16 protein-coding genes and 1 pseudogene are annotated in these 12,703 nt (G+C 59.4%); 6 read left to right on the forward strand and 11 right to left on the reverse strand.

Translation table 11 applies throughout. The features are described from left to right. Window positions 1-85: 85 nt before the first annotated feature. Window positions 86-223, reverse strand: a pseudogene (locus AC07Y2_RS10125) (pyridoxal-phosphate dependent enzyme); the annotation flags it as partial. Window positions 224-311: 88 nt separating this feature from the next. Between AC07Y2_RS10125 and AC07Y2_RS10130 the strand changes: the two are divergent. After that, entirely contained in the window at window positions 312-971 is a 660-nt protein-coding gene (locus AC07Y2_RS10130; RefSeq protein WP_039767303.1) for a methyltransferase family protein, read from the forward strand. On the opposite strand, the gene AC07Y2_RS10135 is transcribed toward AC07Y2_RS10130, so the two are convergent. Then, the gene (locus tag AC07Y2_RS10135; protein ID WP_103385931.1) at window positions 965-1,633 is read right to left on the reverse strand and encodes an HAD family hydrolase; all 669 of its coding nucleotides are present in this window, start codon (window positions 1,631-1,633) and stop codon (window positions 965-967) included. The genes AC07Y2_RS10130 and AC07Y2_RS10135 overlap by 7 nt on opposite strands. 63 nt (window positions 1,634-1,696) lie before the next feature. After that, the gene (locus AC07Y2_RS10140; protein WP_039767308.1) at window positions 1,697-2,110 is read right to left on the reverse strand and encodes a response regulator; all 414 of its coding nucleotides are present in this window, start codon (window positions 2,108-2,110) and stop codon (window positions 1,697-1,699) included. A gap of 188 nt (window positions 2,111-2,298) precedes the next feature. On the opposite strand from AC07Y2_RS10140, the gene AC07Y2_RS10145 reads away from it, so the two are divergent. After that, entirely contained in the window at window positions 2,299-3,240 is a 942-nt protein-coding gene (locus AC07Y2_RS10145; protein WP_103385930.1) for a class I SAM-dependent methyltransferase, read from the forward strand. A 14-nt stretch (window positions 3,241-3,254) separates the two neighbouring features. Here the strand turns inward: AC07Y2_RS10145 and AC07Y2_RS10150 are convergent, their stop codons facing one another. Then, window positions 3,255-3,839, reverse strand: a complete 585-nt coding sequence (locus tag AC07Y2_RS10150) for an NAD(P)H-dependent oxidoreductase (protein ID WP_103385929.1) — start codon at window positions 3,837-3,839, stop codon at window positions 3,255-3,257. A gap of 114 nt (window positions 3,840-3,953) precedes the next feature. On the opposite strand from AC07Y2_RS10150, the gene AC07Y2_RS10155 reads away from it, so the two are divergent. After that, on the forward strand, window positions 3,954-4,586 hold the full coding sequence (locus tag AC07Y2_RS10155; protein ID WP_103385928.1) for a TetR/AcrR family transcriptional regulator: 633 nt from the start codon (window positions 3,954-3,956) through the stop codon (window positions 4,584-4,586). A gap of 193 nt (window positions 4,587-4,779) precedes the next feature. Here AC07Y2_RS10155 and AC07Y2_RS10160 read toward each other — a convergent pair whose 3' ends face one another. Beyond that, the gene (locus AC07Y2_RS10160) at window positions 4,780-5,406 is read right to left on the reverse strand and encodes a TetR/AcrR family transcriptional regulator (protein ID WP_039767329.1); all 627 of its coding nucleotides are present in this window, start codon (window positions 5,404-5,406) and stop codon (window positions 4,780-4,782) included. Window positions 5,407-5,562: 156 nt separating this feature from the next. Here AC07Y2_RS10160 and AC07Y2_RS10165 point away from each other — a divergent pair, with 156 nt between their 5' ends. Beyond that, complete coding sequence (locus AC07Y2_RS10165) at window positions 5,563-6,003, forward strand: hotdog fold domain-containing protein (protein ID WP_011334899.1); 441 nt, start codon at window positions 5,563-5,565, stop codon at window positions 6,001-6,003. Window positions 6,004-6,074: 71 nt separating this feature from the next. Here the strand turns inward: AC07Y2_RS10165 and AC07Y2_RS10170 are convergent, their stop codons facing one another. Further along, complete coding sequence (locus tag AC07Y2_RS10170) at window positions 6,075-6,761, reverse strand: GNAT family N-acetyltransferase (RefSeq protein ID WP_085613234.1); 687 nt, start codon at window positions 6,759-6,761, stop codon at window positions 6,075-6,077. A 182-nt stretch (window positions 6,762-6,943) separates the two neighbouring features. Between AC07Y2_RS10170 and AC07Y2_RS10175 the strand changes: the two genes are divergently transcribed. Next, on the forward strand, window positions 6,944-7,171 hold the full coding sequence (locus AC07Y2_RS10175; RefSeq protein WP_039767335.1) for a YXWGXW repeat-containing protein: 228 nt from the start codon (window positions 6,944-6,946) through the stop codon (window positions 7,169-7,171). Between the two features lie 6 nt (window positions 7,172-7,177). Here the strand turns inward: AC07Y2_RS10175 and AC07Y2_RS10180 are convergent, their stop codons facing one another. The 4 genes from AC07Y2_RS10180 to AC07Y2_RS10195 form a co-directional block, all read right to left on the reverse strand. Then, entirely contained in the window at window positions 7,178-7,735 is a 558-nt protein-coding gene (locus AC07Y2_RS10180; protein ID WP_074688882.1) for a YceI family protein, read from the reverse strand. A gap of 86 nt (window positions 7,736-7,821) precedes the next feature. After that, window positions 7,822-9,177 (reverse strand): MATE family efflux transporter, encoded by a 1,356-nt coding sequence (locus AC07Y2_RS10185; protein ID WP_103385927.1) that lies wholly within the window; start codon window positions 9,175-9,177, stop codon window positions 7,822-7,824. A gap of 115 nt (window positions 9,178-9,292) precedes the next feature. Beyond that, window positions 9,293-9,853 (reverse strand): nucleotidyltransferase family protein, encoded by a 561-nt coding sequence (locus AC07Y2_RS10190; RefSeq protein ID WP_103385926.1) that lies wholly within the window; start codon window positions 9,851-9,853, stop codon window positions 9,293-9,295. 57 nt (window positions 9,854-9,910) lie between these two features. After that, on the reverse strand, window positions 9,911-10,237 hold the full coding sequence (locus AC07Y2_RS10195; protein WP_103385925.1) for a low molecular weight protein tyrosine phosphatase family protein: 327 nt from the start codon (window positions 10,235-10,237) through the stop codon (window positions 9,911-9,913). Window positions 10,238-10,303: 66 nt separating this feature from the next. Here AC07Y2_RS10195 and AC07Y2_RS10200 point away from each other — a divergent pair, with 66 nt between their 5' ends. Next, complete coding sequence (locus tag AC07Y2_RS10200) at window positions 10,304-10,873, forward strand: chorismate mutase (protein WP_103385924.1); 570 nt, start codon at window positions 10,304-10,306, stop codon at window positions 10,871-10,873. A gap of 28 nt (window positions 10,874-10,901) precedes the next feature. Here the strand turns inward: AC07Y2_RS10200 and AC07Y2_RS10205 are convergent, their stop codons facing one another. Next, the gene (locus AC07Y2_RS10205; RefSeq protein ID WP_039767345.1) at window positions 10,902-12,509 is read right to left on the reverse strand and encodes an ATP-dependent nuclease; all 1,608 of its coding nucleotides are present in this window, start codon (window positions 12,507-12,509) and stop codon (window positions 10,902-10,904) included. Window positions 12,510-12,703: the final 194 nt, after the last annotated feature.

Below are 12,703 nucleotides of genomic sequence, written 5' to 3' on the forward strand. Positions count from 1 at the left end.
AAGGGCTTCGCCTAGGATAGACCTCTCTCGCGGGAATGGCGGTGGTGCTGACTATTGGTCGAAGGTGAATACCTTCCGCTTGCGCTAAAGCCCCCAACCGCGCCCACCCCGTCACCAGTTGCGCACTGATACTTACCCCGCCACAAACAATGATCACCACATCCCGTGCCCCCGCCAGCGCCGGGAGGTCAAGATACGCCACCTCCAGTGAAATCCCGCACGCCGTTGATCCTCCATACGCCGTTGCCAGCGGCTAAACGCCGGGGATCGTGCCGGGATCTACACTGAACGGAACAGCCCGTGAGGTGCCTATGAAAATGTCTGCGCAAATGACCGTGGTCGCCGTGCTCGCCACCCTCGCCTATCTGGGCCTGGCGATGTGGGGCATCGGTGGCGTGGCGGTGTTTTTTTCTCACGGCGCATTGGTCGTGGTGGCCCTGGCCACGCTGGCCATGGTGGTGGCGTCGCTGTTCACGGAAGTGAATCTGAGCACCGGCGAGCGCGAGGACCGGGCCAATCGCTGGGTGATTCCGGCGTTCGCCGTAATCGGATTGGTCAGTGCCTTTCTGCCGGCTTACTGCGACCGCATCGGCTTTTGGACCATCGGCCGCGAAGGCACCCGTTGGCTGGGAGCGCTGTTGTTTATCGTCGGCGGCGGATTGCGTTTATGGCCGGTGTTTGTGCTGGGCCATCGGTTCAGCGGGTTGGTGGCGATTCAGCCGGGGCACCGATTGGTTACCGAAGGGATCTATCGACATTTGCGTAACCCCAGTTATCTGGGGCTGGTGATCAATGCGATCGGCTGGGCACTGGCGTTTCGTTCGGTGGTCGGCCTGTTGCTGGCGGCGCTGACGCTGATCCCGCTGATCGCCCGCATCCACGCCGAAGAGGCCCTGCTGCGCGCACAGTTCGGCGCCGAATACGACGCTTATTGCGCGCGCAGCTGGCGACTGGTGCCCGGGGTTTATTGAGGTTGCAGGCGCAGCTGGCCGTCGCTGTCGATGCTCAGCGCAATGTCGCGGTAACTGGCGATGGTCGCGTGTGCAGTTTCAAGCGGATGCTGGTGAGTGGTGGTGATGATCATCAAAGGCGCGCCAGCGGCTTCAGCGGCCTGGATGCCGACGGTGGCGTCTTCGAAAATCAGGCAGTCCGCCGGCTCCAGGCCCAGGCGTTTGGCCGCCAGTCGATAACCGGCCGGATCCGGTTTGCCGGCGCTCACGTCTTCAGCGGTGATCATCACCACCGGTTCAGGAATTCCCGCCGCCGCCATCCGCCGCAACGCCAGATCCCGTGGCGCCGAGGTCACCATGGCCCAGCGATCCGCCGGCAACGACTTGAGAAATGCCGCTGCACCGGGGATTTCGACAATGCCTTCGACGTCTTCGATTTCCGCCTTGGTGATGAACGCCGCTTGCGCCTCGGCGTCCACGCCCGGCAGGTTCAAACGCGTGATGGTGTCGATGGCGCGCACACCATGGATGGTCGGCAGGAACGTTTCGACGTTCACCCCGTGCCGCACGGCCCAGGCGGACCAGATCCGCTCGGCGGCGGCGATGGAGTTGAGGACGGTGCCGTCCATGTCGAACAGGAACGCGCCGAACGCGCGGTTGAAAACAGTCTCGTGAGCTGACAAAAGATCACTTCCTCGCAAGGGGCCGGGCAACGATGCCCGGCAATGTAGCACTTGCGGGACGCTTCAGTGCAGACGCGGCGCCCTGGATTTGAACGCACTGTCCACGCAATCGAGCAACTGGCCGATTGCCCAAGGCTTCTTGATAAACGCTACCGGATGTTTCACCCCTGAGGTTTCCGGCGTTTCATAACCGGACATGACCATCACCGGTTTGTCCGGCCAGCGATCGCCGACCAGATTGGCCAGGTCCGCGCCGTTAAGGGTGCCGGGCATGGTGATGTCGGTCAGTAGCAACGCAACTTCCGGCGCGTGCTCTTCCAGGTATTGCGAGGCCGCATCGGCACTGGTCTGCGGCTCGACCTTGAAACCTTCCTCCTGAAGAATTTCGCACAGAAACTCCAGAATCAACGGATCGTCCTCGACTACCAGAATCAATCCGCCAGGAAGGTGCGCGCTCGACGTCGAAATTGGACACATGAACTGGCACTCCCTGAATTGCATGAACGATTTAGCGGCTTGAATCCGCTGCTTATCAGGTATGAGCAGCACCTTCTACAGAAATTCATTTTTGATACAGCTCTTTTCGATAACACCCGGTCGACGGGCAGTCGCCGGCGCGTAATTGCGGTTAAAATGCGCGCCCTTTTGCTGGCCGATCCTGATTGATGAACCCTCAAGCCCTCGCCGTTCTCCATGCCCACCTGCTCACCGCACTGACTTCGGCACCGGCCGAAACCCGGCGTCTGTTCCATGGGCGCGGGCGTTGCTGGCCGGGGCTGGAGCAGGTCACCGTGGATTGGCTGCAGGGCGTGGTGCTGGTGTCATTGTTCAAGGAGCCCGAGACTTCGCAGCTGGAAGACCTCAAGCGTCTGTTGCTGGAAATCACCGCTTCGGCGCCATGGCAGCAGTCCGGCGCCCACACCCTGCTGATCCAGCATCGTTACCTGCCGCAGAGCACCGCTGAATGGCTGTTGGGTGAAGAAATCGACGAAATGACCATCGTCGAGGGCGGCCTGAAATACCGCGTGGATCTGGGCCGCAAGCAGAACGCCGGGCTGTTCCTCGACATGCGTTACGGGCGCAACTGGGTGCGCGAACAGGCGGCGGGCAAACGGGTGCTGAACCTGTTCGCCTACACCTGCGGTTTTTCGGTGGCGGCCATCGAGGGCGGCGCCAGCCATGTGGTCAACCTCGACATGTCCCGCGCCGCGCTGAGCCGGGGCCGCGACAATCACCGGTTGAACGGGCATGATCTGAGCAAGGTGAGTTTCCTCGGCCACGACCTGTTCAAGTCCTGGGGCAAGGTGATCAACAGCGGCCCGTATGACCTTGTGATCATCGACCCGCCGTCGTTCCAGAAAGGCAGTTTTCTGCTGACCAAGGATTACCAGCGCGTGCTGCGTCGTCTGCCGGAATTGCTCACGGCGCAGGGCGCGGTGCTGGCGTGCATGAACGATCCTTCGTTCGGTTCGGACTTCCTGATTGATGGTGTGACCCAAGAGGCACCGAGCCTGCGCTTCGAGCAGCGGTTGGAGAATCCACCGGAGTTTCCGGATATCGACCCGGAAAGCGGTCTGAAGGCGCTAGTCTTCAAGCGCACTGAATAACTTCCTCGCCGGTTTCAGCGGAATAGTCCGAGGCCCATTTCGCGCGCCGCCTGCAACTGCATCGCCGGATCGCTCGACTCGGACTCCAGCAGCAACGCCGAGCCCGCCACCGTCGCCCCGCAGTAATCGAAAATCCCGTGATCGATCTGCGTCTTCATCGCCGCGTCGTAGCCATGGCGCTCATAGGTGCCTGCATCCGCCCCGCCCAGCGCGAGCAAGTGCACGCGCAGTCGTCCGAGCTTCTTCAGCGTCTTATCACCGTCGAAATCGTACGCCCAACCGTTGCTGAATACCCGGTCGATCCAGCCTTTGAGCAGCGCCGGCATCGACCACCAGAACACCGGATAGACCAGCACCAGCACGTCGGCGCGGTCGATGCGTGCCTGCTCGGCCAGTACATCAGCGGGTGGGGCGGATTCGCGGTGATGCACTGCCCAGTCGGCCACGCCAAAGCGTGGGTCGAATTCTTCGGCGTGCAGGTCGGCGATTTCGAAGGTGCTGGATGGATCGCTTTCCGACAGGCCTTTGGCAATCTGTTGCGCCAACGCGCGGGTCAGCGAACGTGGATCATCGTGATCTACAACAATCAATGCGTGCATGGGGAAATCTCCGGTTGGTGATTGCTGACCAAGGGCTTACCCTTGCGAAAAGCTACGATTGGTAAGCTACTACTAGTAAGTTACCTTCAGTAAGTTACGTTTGGTATATAAGCAATGTCAACCACTGAAATCCCCGAACACACACAACCCCGTCGACGCCTGTCCCGGGAAGATCGCCAGCGCCAGTTGCTCGACATGGCCTGGCAACTGATTCGCGAAGAAGGCACCGATGCCCTGACCCTCGGTTATCTGGCGGAAAAGGCCGGCGTGACCAAACCGGTGGTCTACGACCATTTCACCACCCGCGCCGGTCTGCTCGCGGCGCTGTACCAGGATTTCGACCGGCGCCAGACGGCGTTGATGGACGCCGCGCTGGCCAACGCCGAAGCAACCTTGAACGGCATTGCGACGGTGATTGCCACGGCGTACGTCGATTGCGTGCTGACCCAGGGCAACGAGATTCCAGGGGTGATTGCGGCCTTGGCGAGCACGCCGGAACTGGAGAGGATCAAGCGCGAATACGAGGCGATTTTCCTGGAGAAGTGCCGCAGCGTGCTCTCACCTTTCGCTGAAGGCGCAGAGATCGGTCAGGCAGGATTACGCGCCATGCTCGGCGCCGCCGAAGCGCTGTCGCAAGCGGCAGCCACCGACGAAATCAGCGCCGAACAGGCCCGTGACGAGCTGCTGGCAACCATCATTGCGATGGTCGAAAGAGCCGCCGCCCGCGCCACCCAGGCAGGTGACTGACGGTACTTGAGCGCATCCCCCCACCTTCCTACGATGGAACTGCGCAGTCGCTTGGTCCGCCAAGCCGTTGCGTAGGTGCGGGTGCTCTGAACCCCAATCAAGCCTGCACCTGGCTTCATGCGCATCTTGAGCCTCGCGGGCTCTACTTCCTCCCCATCAAAGAGTCTTGAGGCTCTTTTTTTGTCTCGGAAAATCAGCGTTCGGGTTCACGGCGGATCGAACGCCATGCGGCCTGAGCCAGCAATTCGCGATAGGCCTTCGGACTGCCTTGCACTCGCCCGGACAACCACGCGCGGCAATAGCTGTCGGCCTGACCGACGATCAGCGACGGCAACAACTCGGCCGGGCACTCGTTGAGTTCAGCCGCGCGCCCGGACTCGGCCAGCCAGGTACGCAAGCCGAGGTTGCGGGTCTTGTTGCGCTCGGCCAGTTCGTCCTTGTGCGGGCCCCGGGTCACGGCATAGCGCGCGTGATACTGGAACCGCGCCCACTCCGGCTGGTTCTCGACCCAATCCACGTAGCTGTAGACCAGCGCCTGCACGCCCTCTTCGGTGGTCGTCGCGTCGGCCAGATAGGCATCGCGCAGGCGCGCCTGGTCCTCCAGCGCAGTGAAGAACAGCGCGGCCACCAGCCCTTCCTTGTTGCCGAAGTGGTGGTAGATCGCCCCGACGCTGGTGTCGCATTCGGCGCGGATCATTTCGATGGTGGTGGCCTCGATGCCCTGCTCGTTGAACAGGCGCAGGGCCTTGCGAAAGATGTCGCGCTTGAGTTCGGCGCGGCGGCCGGGGTAGCTGCGTTCGAGAAGATCTGCGGTGTCCATGGGCCTTGAAAATCCGGGTAAAGGGCACGTCCGTGCCGGTGAGCGAAACGCGCACAGGTTGACAGATTTCCCGCAGACAGAATACCGTTCCGCTACAGAACAATATTCTGTTACGGAACATGATTCTGTATATCCCCTAACCGCGAGGCTCCACCCATGAGTCAGTTTCTCAGCATGTTCAACAGTGTCGGTTCCCAGGCGTTCAGCCAGATGGCCTGCCAGGTCGCTCCCTATTTCAGCACCATCAACCCACTGGTCACCGAGTTGCGGGCAGGTTCCGCGCAGGTGCAAGTGCCGTTTCGCCGCGAGATCACCAACCACCTCGGCACCGTCCACGCCATCGCCCTGTGCAACGCCGCTGAACTGGCAGCCGGGATGATGACCGACGTGTCAATTCCCGCTGGCGCACGCTGGATTCCCAAGGGCATGACCGTCGAATACCTGGCCAAGGCCAAGACCGACGTGACCGCCGTGGCCAATGGCGAAGGGCTGGACTGGCAGACCGAAGGCGACAAGATCGTCCCAGTGGATGTTCACGACGCCGAAGGCAAGAAAGTGTTCACGGCGCGGATCACCATGAACGTGAAACTGTCCTGAAATCACCGGCACAAAAAAGCCCTTGCTGCGCTGATCGCAACAAGGGCTTTCGTCGTTTCAAAGAGAAGGGATCAGTGAACGGTCAGGCGCTGACGAACAAATTCTTCGGTGCGGCGGGTGACCTGATCCAGATGCCGGTCGCGCTGTTTCTCGGCATCGAGCATCGCCCGCTTGCCGTGCTTTTGCAGCAGATAGGTGTGGATCTGCTGCACTTCCAGCGAACGGTAGATTGGCGTCGTGTCGATAAAACCGCGCAGCCCGTTGCTGCGGTAATGCCGAGTGCTCATCAGCACCTGCGTTTCGAGCTGGCCCAGCACCTCGAAGCCCAGCGCCTCGAAATACGGCACCTTGCCGACGCTGCAGGTCAGCTCGGCATGGGGGTAACGCGCCACCATGTCCGCGATCAACGAACGGGCCACACCCTGACGCCGATGCCCTTCGCGCACCGCCAGATAGGCCACGTTGCACGCCTCCCAATCACCCTGCACCGGCAGATACAACAGGAAGCCGATCACCTGCTCCGGATCATCGTCGTCGGTGGCCACCAGCAATTCCACCTCGGTGCCCTTCTCGCCGTTCAACGCCTCCAGATACAGATGAACCTCGTAGCCGACCGCGTACTGATAGACGTTGTACAGCAGGTTGCTCGGGCCCAGCCCGACAGCGCTGATGTCGGTCAGGTAGTCGACCACCATCTGCAGGATCTGGCTGTTGACGCCTTCGGGGCATGGGGATTTGTAGTGGGTGATGCGGGGCATGGCGGGCGGACTCCAACGGTAAAACACAGGTTGCCGGGCGAGTTGAGCGACCGGCGAACCGCGACATCATACCTTGTGCACGCCTGACAAAAATTTCATCTGCCCGAGAACGGATCTTTCGCCGATTTGGCGTCCAATTTTTCAGCTGCGTTCATTCCCGACGCACGCCTTGAGGAGTTGCCATGAACGTTCTGCGTTCCGCGAAAACCATCAAATCCTTGCTCGCTGCCGCGCTGGTAGCGATCACCCTCTCGGGCTGTGTCGTCGAACCGGTTCGCCCGCATCGGCCACCACCGATCGTTGAGGTGGTTCCGGTCATGCCTGCGCCGGGTTATCACTGGGTCGCCGGGCATTACCGCTGGGCCGGCAACCAATGGCGCTGGATGCCAGGGCATTGGCGAGCGTACTGAGGCCGGTCACTGCGCGGGGGCAACGACCTTGAACTTGATGTCGATGTCCTTGGACACCACGGTGTCCGCCCACTCCCCTGCACCGAGCCCGAACTGGTCGCGCTTGAGCACCAGTTCGCCGTCAAAAATGCCGATGCTGCTGTCGGGTTTGAGTTGCACCGGCACCTGCACCTCACGGGTGATGCCTTTGAGCGTGAGATGGCCGTCAACCAGATAACGGTTGTCGCCGGCCGGGCTGAAGCGGGTCGATTCGAACACCGCCACCGGGAATTTCTCGGTGTCGAACCACGCCGGTTTCACCAGCTCGGTGTTGGCGTCCTCACTGCCGGCGTCGATGCTGGTCAGGTCGATGTGCAGCGTGGTGCGGGCATTGGCGAGATTGTCGCTGTCGAAATCCAGCGTCGCATCGAACTTGCCGAACGTGCCGTACATCCGCGAGCCCATCTGGTTGTAGGTGAAACTGATCTGGCTGGCGGTGGTGTTGACGCGGGTGTACTCCACCGCCTGCGCAGCAGGGACGACAATCAGGCAACACGCGGCAGCCCACAACAATCGAATCGACATGCAATGCTCCGGCGCCCGATGGGGCTCGAATGACTTAAGCAAACATCCGGCACTTGCGCCAGCCCCGCCAAGGCCCGCCCGGCCCGTCACACCAGTCGCTCGATCTTCTGATGCTGCCAGACCCGTGTGTAATACAGCGTCTGCAGCACCAGCATCCCCAGATACGCGATCGGAAACGCCATCCACACACCCTGCAGACCGAACTGCCCGTCCAGCCAGTAGGCCGCCGGCAACTGCACACCGAGCACACAGATGATCGCCACGCCCACCGGCACCAGCACCGTGCCGCTGGCGCGCATGATGCCGCCGATGATCGCCTGGAAACCGAAGATCAACAGGCTCCACAACATGATGTGCAACAGGTGCTCGGCCATCGCCCGGGTCGAGTCTTCGGTCAGGAACAGCCCCAGCAACCAGTGCGACAACAGGTAACCCGACAGGATCAAGCCACCGGTCAGGCACACGTTGATCCACAGCCCGGTGCGCAGGATCGGGCCCATTCGCTCCAACCGCCCGGCACCGATCGCCTGGGCGCCGAGGATCGACGCGGTGATCGCAATCGACAGCGCCGGGAACTGCACGTAGTTGACGATCTGCGTCACCGCGCCATACGCCGCTGTCGCCTGCGAGCCGTGCTGGTTGACCAGCGCCAGAATCACCAGCTCCGACAGCGACAGCACAATCATCTGCACCCCGGTCGGCAGGCCGATACGCAACACCTTGCCGAGAATTGCGCCGTCCAGTCGCAGCGCCGTGAAGAACTCACGATCCGGCGCCAGCGGATGGCCCTTGCGGATCAGGCTCCATGACAGCCACGCCATCGACGCCAGCGTACCGGCCAGACCTGCAACCGCCGCGCTCTGGATGCCCAGTTGCGGCAAGCCGATCCAGCCGCGAATGAACGCCGGAGTCAGCGCCAGCCCGACAACGGTCGACAGCAGCAGCGCCAACATCGGCGACAGTGTGTCGCTCACCCCGCGTAACAACTGGGTGAACAGCACGTACACCAGCACAACCGGCAAGGTCCACATCATCACCCGGGCATAGGCCACCGCATCGTCCAGCACATCCGCCGGCGTACCCAAACCCTGCAAGGCCTGACGCGCAAACACACTGCCCAGCACCGCCGCCGTCAGCCCGATCAATACCCCCAGCAACAGCGTCGCCCCGGCAATCGCCTTGACCATGTGCGACTCACGCGCGCCCCACGCCTGACCGATCAACACCCCTGCCCCGGCACCCAGGCCGATGACCAGCGCGATAAAGAAAAAAATGATCGGAAACATCCCCGACACCGCCGCCAGCGCCTGCGTACCGAGCATCTGGCCGATGTAGATGCTGTTGACCGTGCCCGACATCGATTGCAGGAAGTTCGACAGCACCATCGGGGCCAGGAACAGCAGGTAGGTTTTCCAGAGGGGGGATTGAGCGGGGGTTTGCATTGAGGTCCGTCTCGGGTGGAGGATTGCCTGGATATTACGCTAGATGTTTTGAGACTTGTCGGAGGTAATAGCGGTGAAGGTTTTTCTGTCTGATTAAAAGCGGACGAAGCTGAGTTCATCGTTCAATCATGATCTGCAAAAGCGGCCAATCAAGATGCCAGGATTTGGCGCGGACACGCTCCAGATAGATCGAATGCTTCTCGGCGAGGAACCTGCTCGTAGGACGGACAATGAGGGAAAACAGATCCTGCAGGCCCAAGGGTGCAGCTATTTCAATAATGCCGTTGGCACCAAGTCTGACGCCTATGGCTGTGGCCGTCTCAGGCCAGAACATCATTGCTTCGGTTGCACAAGCATAGGGCTGATCTGCGTTACGCTGATGCATTCTTGCCTGATTCTTGACCGACCAACTTATGCTGCTGTCCAGCGTCATTAGCAATGACTCCAACTGCGCGTCACGCTCTGGACTTGCGTCATCCGAGTCGTACCAAATGACGTCTACATCAGAAGGCAACGCAGAGAACGCCCGCCCATGAAGATGATCCCAGACCAGACTACGTACGAATCCGGCGGCGACCCAGCAATCACGCAACTGCAATCCTCTTACAATCTCAAGAATTTGCATGCGTGCGCGATCACCTGCCATGAGTGCATGAAGGTTGGCTTTTAGCATCATTGGGTTTCTGCGGTCGTCATGACGAAGCTCGGTATGCATGGGTGCCTGAACTGAAATTCAAGCGGGTAAATACCGAATAACGCTCTCTTCCAGTAATTTGATCAGCTCAGGATCCATATACTCGTACTCATCCGGTATGTGCAGACAAACAACGTGCTTGTTCGCCAGCGCCGAGCGGAATCGACTGGAAAGTTTTTTGCGATGGGCTGGCTCCATCACACAAATCAGGTCAGCCCAATGCAGCAGTTCAGGGCTGACCGGGACATCCGCCTCGCGATCGGTACCCGCCGACGCAGTTTCCACGCCGGGCCAACCAGCGAACCGTTGTTCGGCGGTCGGACTGCGCAAACGATTCTGGCTACAAATAAAAAGTACTTTCAACACCGGCTGACTCCATGCCAATACTCGACAATGACGCTCTTCCAACTCTACAACGCTCGAGAATTTATCATGCTTCAATCCCCACGCCTGCTCGCCTGCTCGCTCCTGGTGCTGGTCACTAACACCACGCAAGCCGCCACAACGGGTGCCGCACCCGAATCCTTGCAACCTTTAGTAGCAACCCTGAACGAACGCCTGAACATCGGCGACCTCGTCGCCCTGACCAAATGGGACAGCGGCAAGCCGATCCAGGACAGTCCCCGTGAGGCGCAGGTGATCGACAACGCCCGCAAGCTGGCCGCCGAACGCAAGCTCGACCCGGAAGATGTCGCGCAGTTGATCGCCGCACAGATGGAGGCCAACAAACTGGTGCAGTACGGTTTGCTCGCACAGTGGCAGGCAGCCGGTGCCGCGCCGGACACGCCGCGCCCGGATCTGGGCAAACAGATTCGCCCACGCCTGGACGAGTTGCAAACCCGTCTGCTGCAGCAATACGCCGACTTCACACCCTACCGTCAAGACCCGAACTGCCCGGTGTGGCTGGCCAAGGCACGCACCGGTCTGACCCGCGATGCGCTGCATGATCTGGCCCTGACCCGCGCCACCGGAGAGCTGTGCATTCGGCCGCTGGCGCGCTAGTCGGCTTTCAGGCTAGCCCATCCGACATTCACTTATTGGCATCGTTGATAAGTTGGAAGATCTTTGCGATCTCGTTGATCGGGTTGGCTTGATTACGTTTGAAGAGATTGCGAAAACCGCTACTCGCCGTAGCCTTCACATATTTTTTTGCGAGCTCGACTTTGGTCAGCGCCGTACCGATCGCGATGGTCCCGTCCTTTTTTCTGATCAAATACTTGCCGAACTTGCGCGGTAAGTACCATTCCACGGTGTAACCATGGGTAATCCAGGTTCTGTCCTCACTCAGTGCATCGAGAATCTTGTATTTCGAAGACTCATCCCGGGTACGAACACGCACGCCCTGGTCAAATTTGAAGTCATGATCACAATCAACAACCACGAACGAGTTCCTGTTGATGCTCAGCATGGAAATGGTTTGGCCGACCTTCAGAATTTCATTCGCCTGATAGTGAGAAAGGACAGAGCCACCGTACAAAACAAACGAATAGTGGACATTCTCCAAGGGGGATTTTTGCCTGTTCGTCTGACACCAACGCTCCAACCAGTACTTTATGTAGATGCGATCCGACGGACCTTCTACCCAAATCACGAAATTCGCCTGGTAGAGATCGCTGGCGCGCACACCCAGTTCGTTCAATAACTGCTGCGGTGAGTTCTCTACACGAGGGCCATGCAAGGCACGGATGTGCTGGCCGTCGACATGAAAATGCGCAACGTCAACTGCTGGCTTCCTATCCGTAGATTTCCAAACCTCCGGGCTGAGAAATACCGAGGAATGCGATGAGACCAGCAATTGCAGATCCTTTTTCCTGGCCAGTGCGGCCAGCTTCATTGCCAGTACGCGTTGAAGGCGCGGATGCAAATGAGTTTCTGGCTCCTCGATAACCAAAATAGCGCCATTGTTTTGCTTCTTGACCCATGCCAGCAAACCTGAGGCAGCCTTCCAGCCTGACGGCAGATATTCAAACGGAACCGCTTGAGCAATGGTCGGATCGGCAGAAAGCCTCAAATTCACAGAAGCGGTATTTCGCAAGTCAGCGGCAGACGAGAGCTCCACCTCGTCGACCCCGGCCAACTCGGACAGAATACTTCTCAACGCGACGACAAAGTCTTTGCTTAAACAAACCTGTTCAGGCCCGCGCCAATAGCCGATAACAACCCCCATTCTGTCTACGATCTGGTTAACTTTATTCACCTCGGTGATCGTCATTCCTGCAGGAAGGATCCTTGAATAGAGCTCGTCCAGAATTATTTCATCGTGATTGGCCCGATCAAGTACGCGCAATGCCAGAACCGGTGGTGTGCGGGAAGACTCAAACTCCACGTGCAGAACCAGTGGAGAAGGAGACTTAGGGTATTTCGTGTTCCCTCCCCTGAAAGTGAGGTCCATGCCGTGAAAGACTTGCTGATTCAACGCTGAGCGCTTAAGCGTTTGAAACAATCGAGGCTCGGATAGGGCCCGCACCACATCTAGCAGCGTCGACTTGCCCGACCCGTTTCGTCCTCCGAAAACATTGATCTGTTCCAAATGAGCGCTTGGCAAATCGAGAAACCCGGCATCGGCTCCGAACATGTCATTACCGACATGAAAAATGACACCTCGTAACGCACTGAACTTGATTTTTTCTATGTGCAAAATTTCACCTGGTTAAACATTGGGAATACTCAGCATGATCGCGTTCATCCCCCGATCGGCAAAGCAACAGGCAACAGTCATTCAACTGTATCGGTAGCAGACTAGGTCGTTTGAGGCAACGACGTGACGGCAATGAACGAACACGAAAACATCCCTCACAAAACCGACATGCATTCATTGCTGGCGTCGATAGT

This window comes from Pseudomonas sp. GW456-12-1-14-TSB6 (assembly GCF_059424205.1).

Coding starts and splice junctions, on each gene's coding strand:
- AC07Y2_RS10140 (WP_039767308.1), bottom strand. CDS start 2,110: ATGTGTCCAATTTCGACGTCGAGCGCGCACCTTCCTGGCGGATTGATT.
- AC07Y2_RS10190 (WP_103385926.1), bottom strand. CDS start 9,853: ATGATGCTAAAAGCCAACCTTCATGCACTCATGGCAGGTGATCGCGCA.
- AC07Y2_RS10170 (WP_085613234.1), bottom strand. CDS start 6,761: ATGCCCCGCATCACCCACTACAAATCCCCATGCCCCGAAGGCGTCAAC.
- AC07Y2_RS10150 (WP_103385929.1), bottom strand. CDS start 3,839: ATGCACGCATTGATTGTTGTAGATCACGATGATCCACGTTCGCTGACC.
- AC07Y2_RS10165 (WP_011334899.1), top strand. CDS start 5,563: ATGAGTCAGTTTCTCAGCATGTTCAACAGTGTCGGTTCCCAGGCGTTC.
- AC07Y2_RS10145 (WP_103385930.1), top strand. CDS start 2,299: ATGAACCCTCAAGCCCTCGCCGTTCTCCATGCCCACCTGCTCACCGCA.
- AC07Y2_RS10185 (WP_103385927.1), bottom strand. CDS start 9,177: ATGCAAACCCCCGCTCAATCCCCCCTCTGGAAAACCTACCTGCTGTTC.
- AC07Y2_RS10155 (WP_103385928.1), top strand. CDS start 3,954: ATGTCAACCACTGAAATCCCCGAACACACACAACCCCGTCGACGCCTG.
- AC07Y2_RS10160 (WP_039767329.1), bottom strand. CDS start 5,406: ATGGACACCGCAGATCTTCTCGAACGCAGCTACCCCGGCCGCCGCGCC.
- AC07Y2_RS10130 (WP_039767303.1), top strand. CDS start 312: ATGAAAATGTCTGCGCAAATGACCGTGGTCGCCGTGCTCGCCACCCTC.
- AC07Y2_RS10175 (WP_039767335.1), top strand. CDS start 6,944: ATGAACGTTCTGCGTTCCGCGAAAACCATCAAATCCTTGCTCGCTGCC.
- AC07Y2_RS10180 (WP_074688882.1), bottom strand. CDS start 7,735: ATGTCGATTCGATTGTTGTGGGCTGCCGCGTGTTGCCTGATTGTCGTC.
- AC07Y2_RS10200 (WP_103385924.1), top strand. CDS start 10,304: ATGCTTCAATCCCCACGCCTGCTCGCCTGCTCGCTCCTGGTGCTGGTC.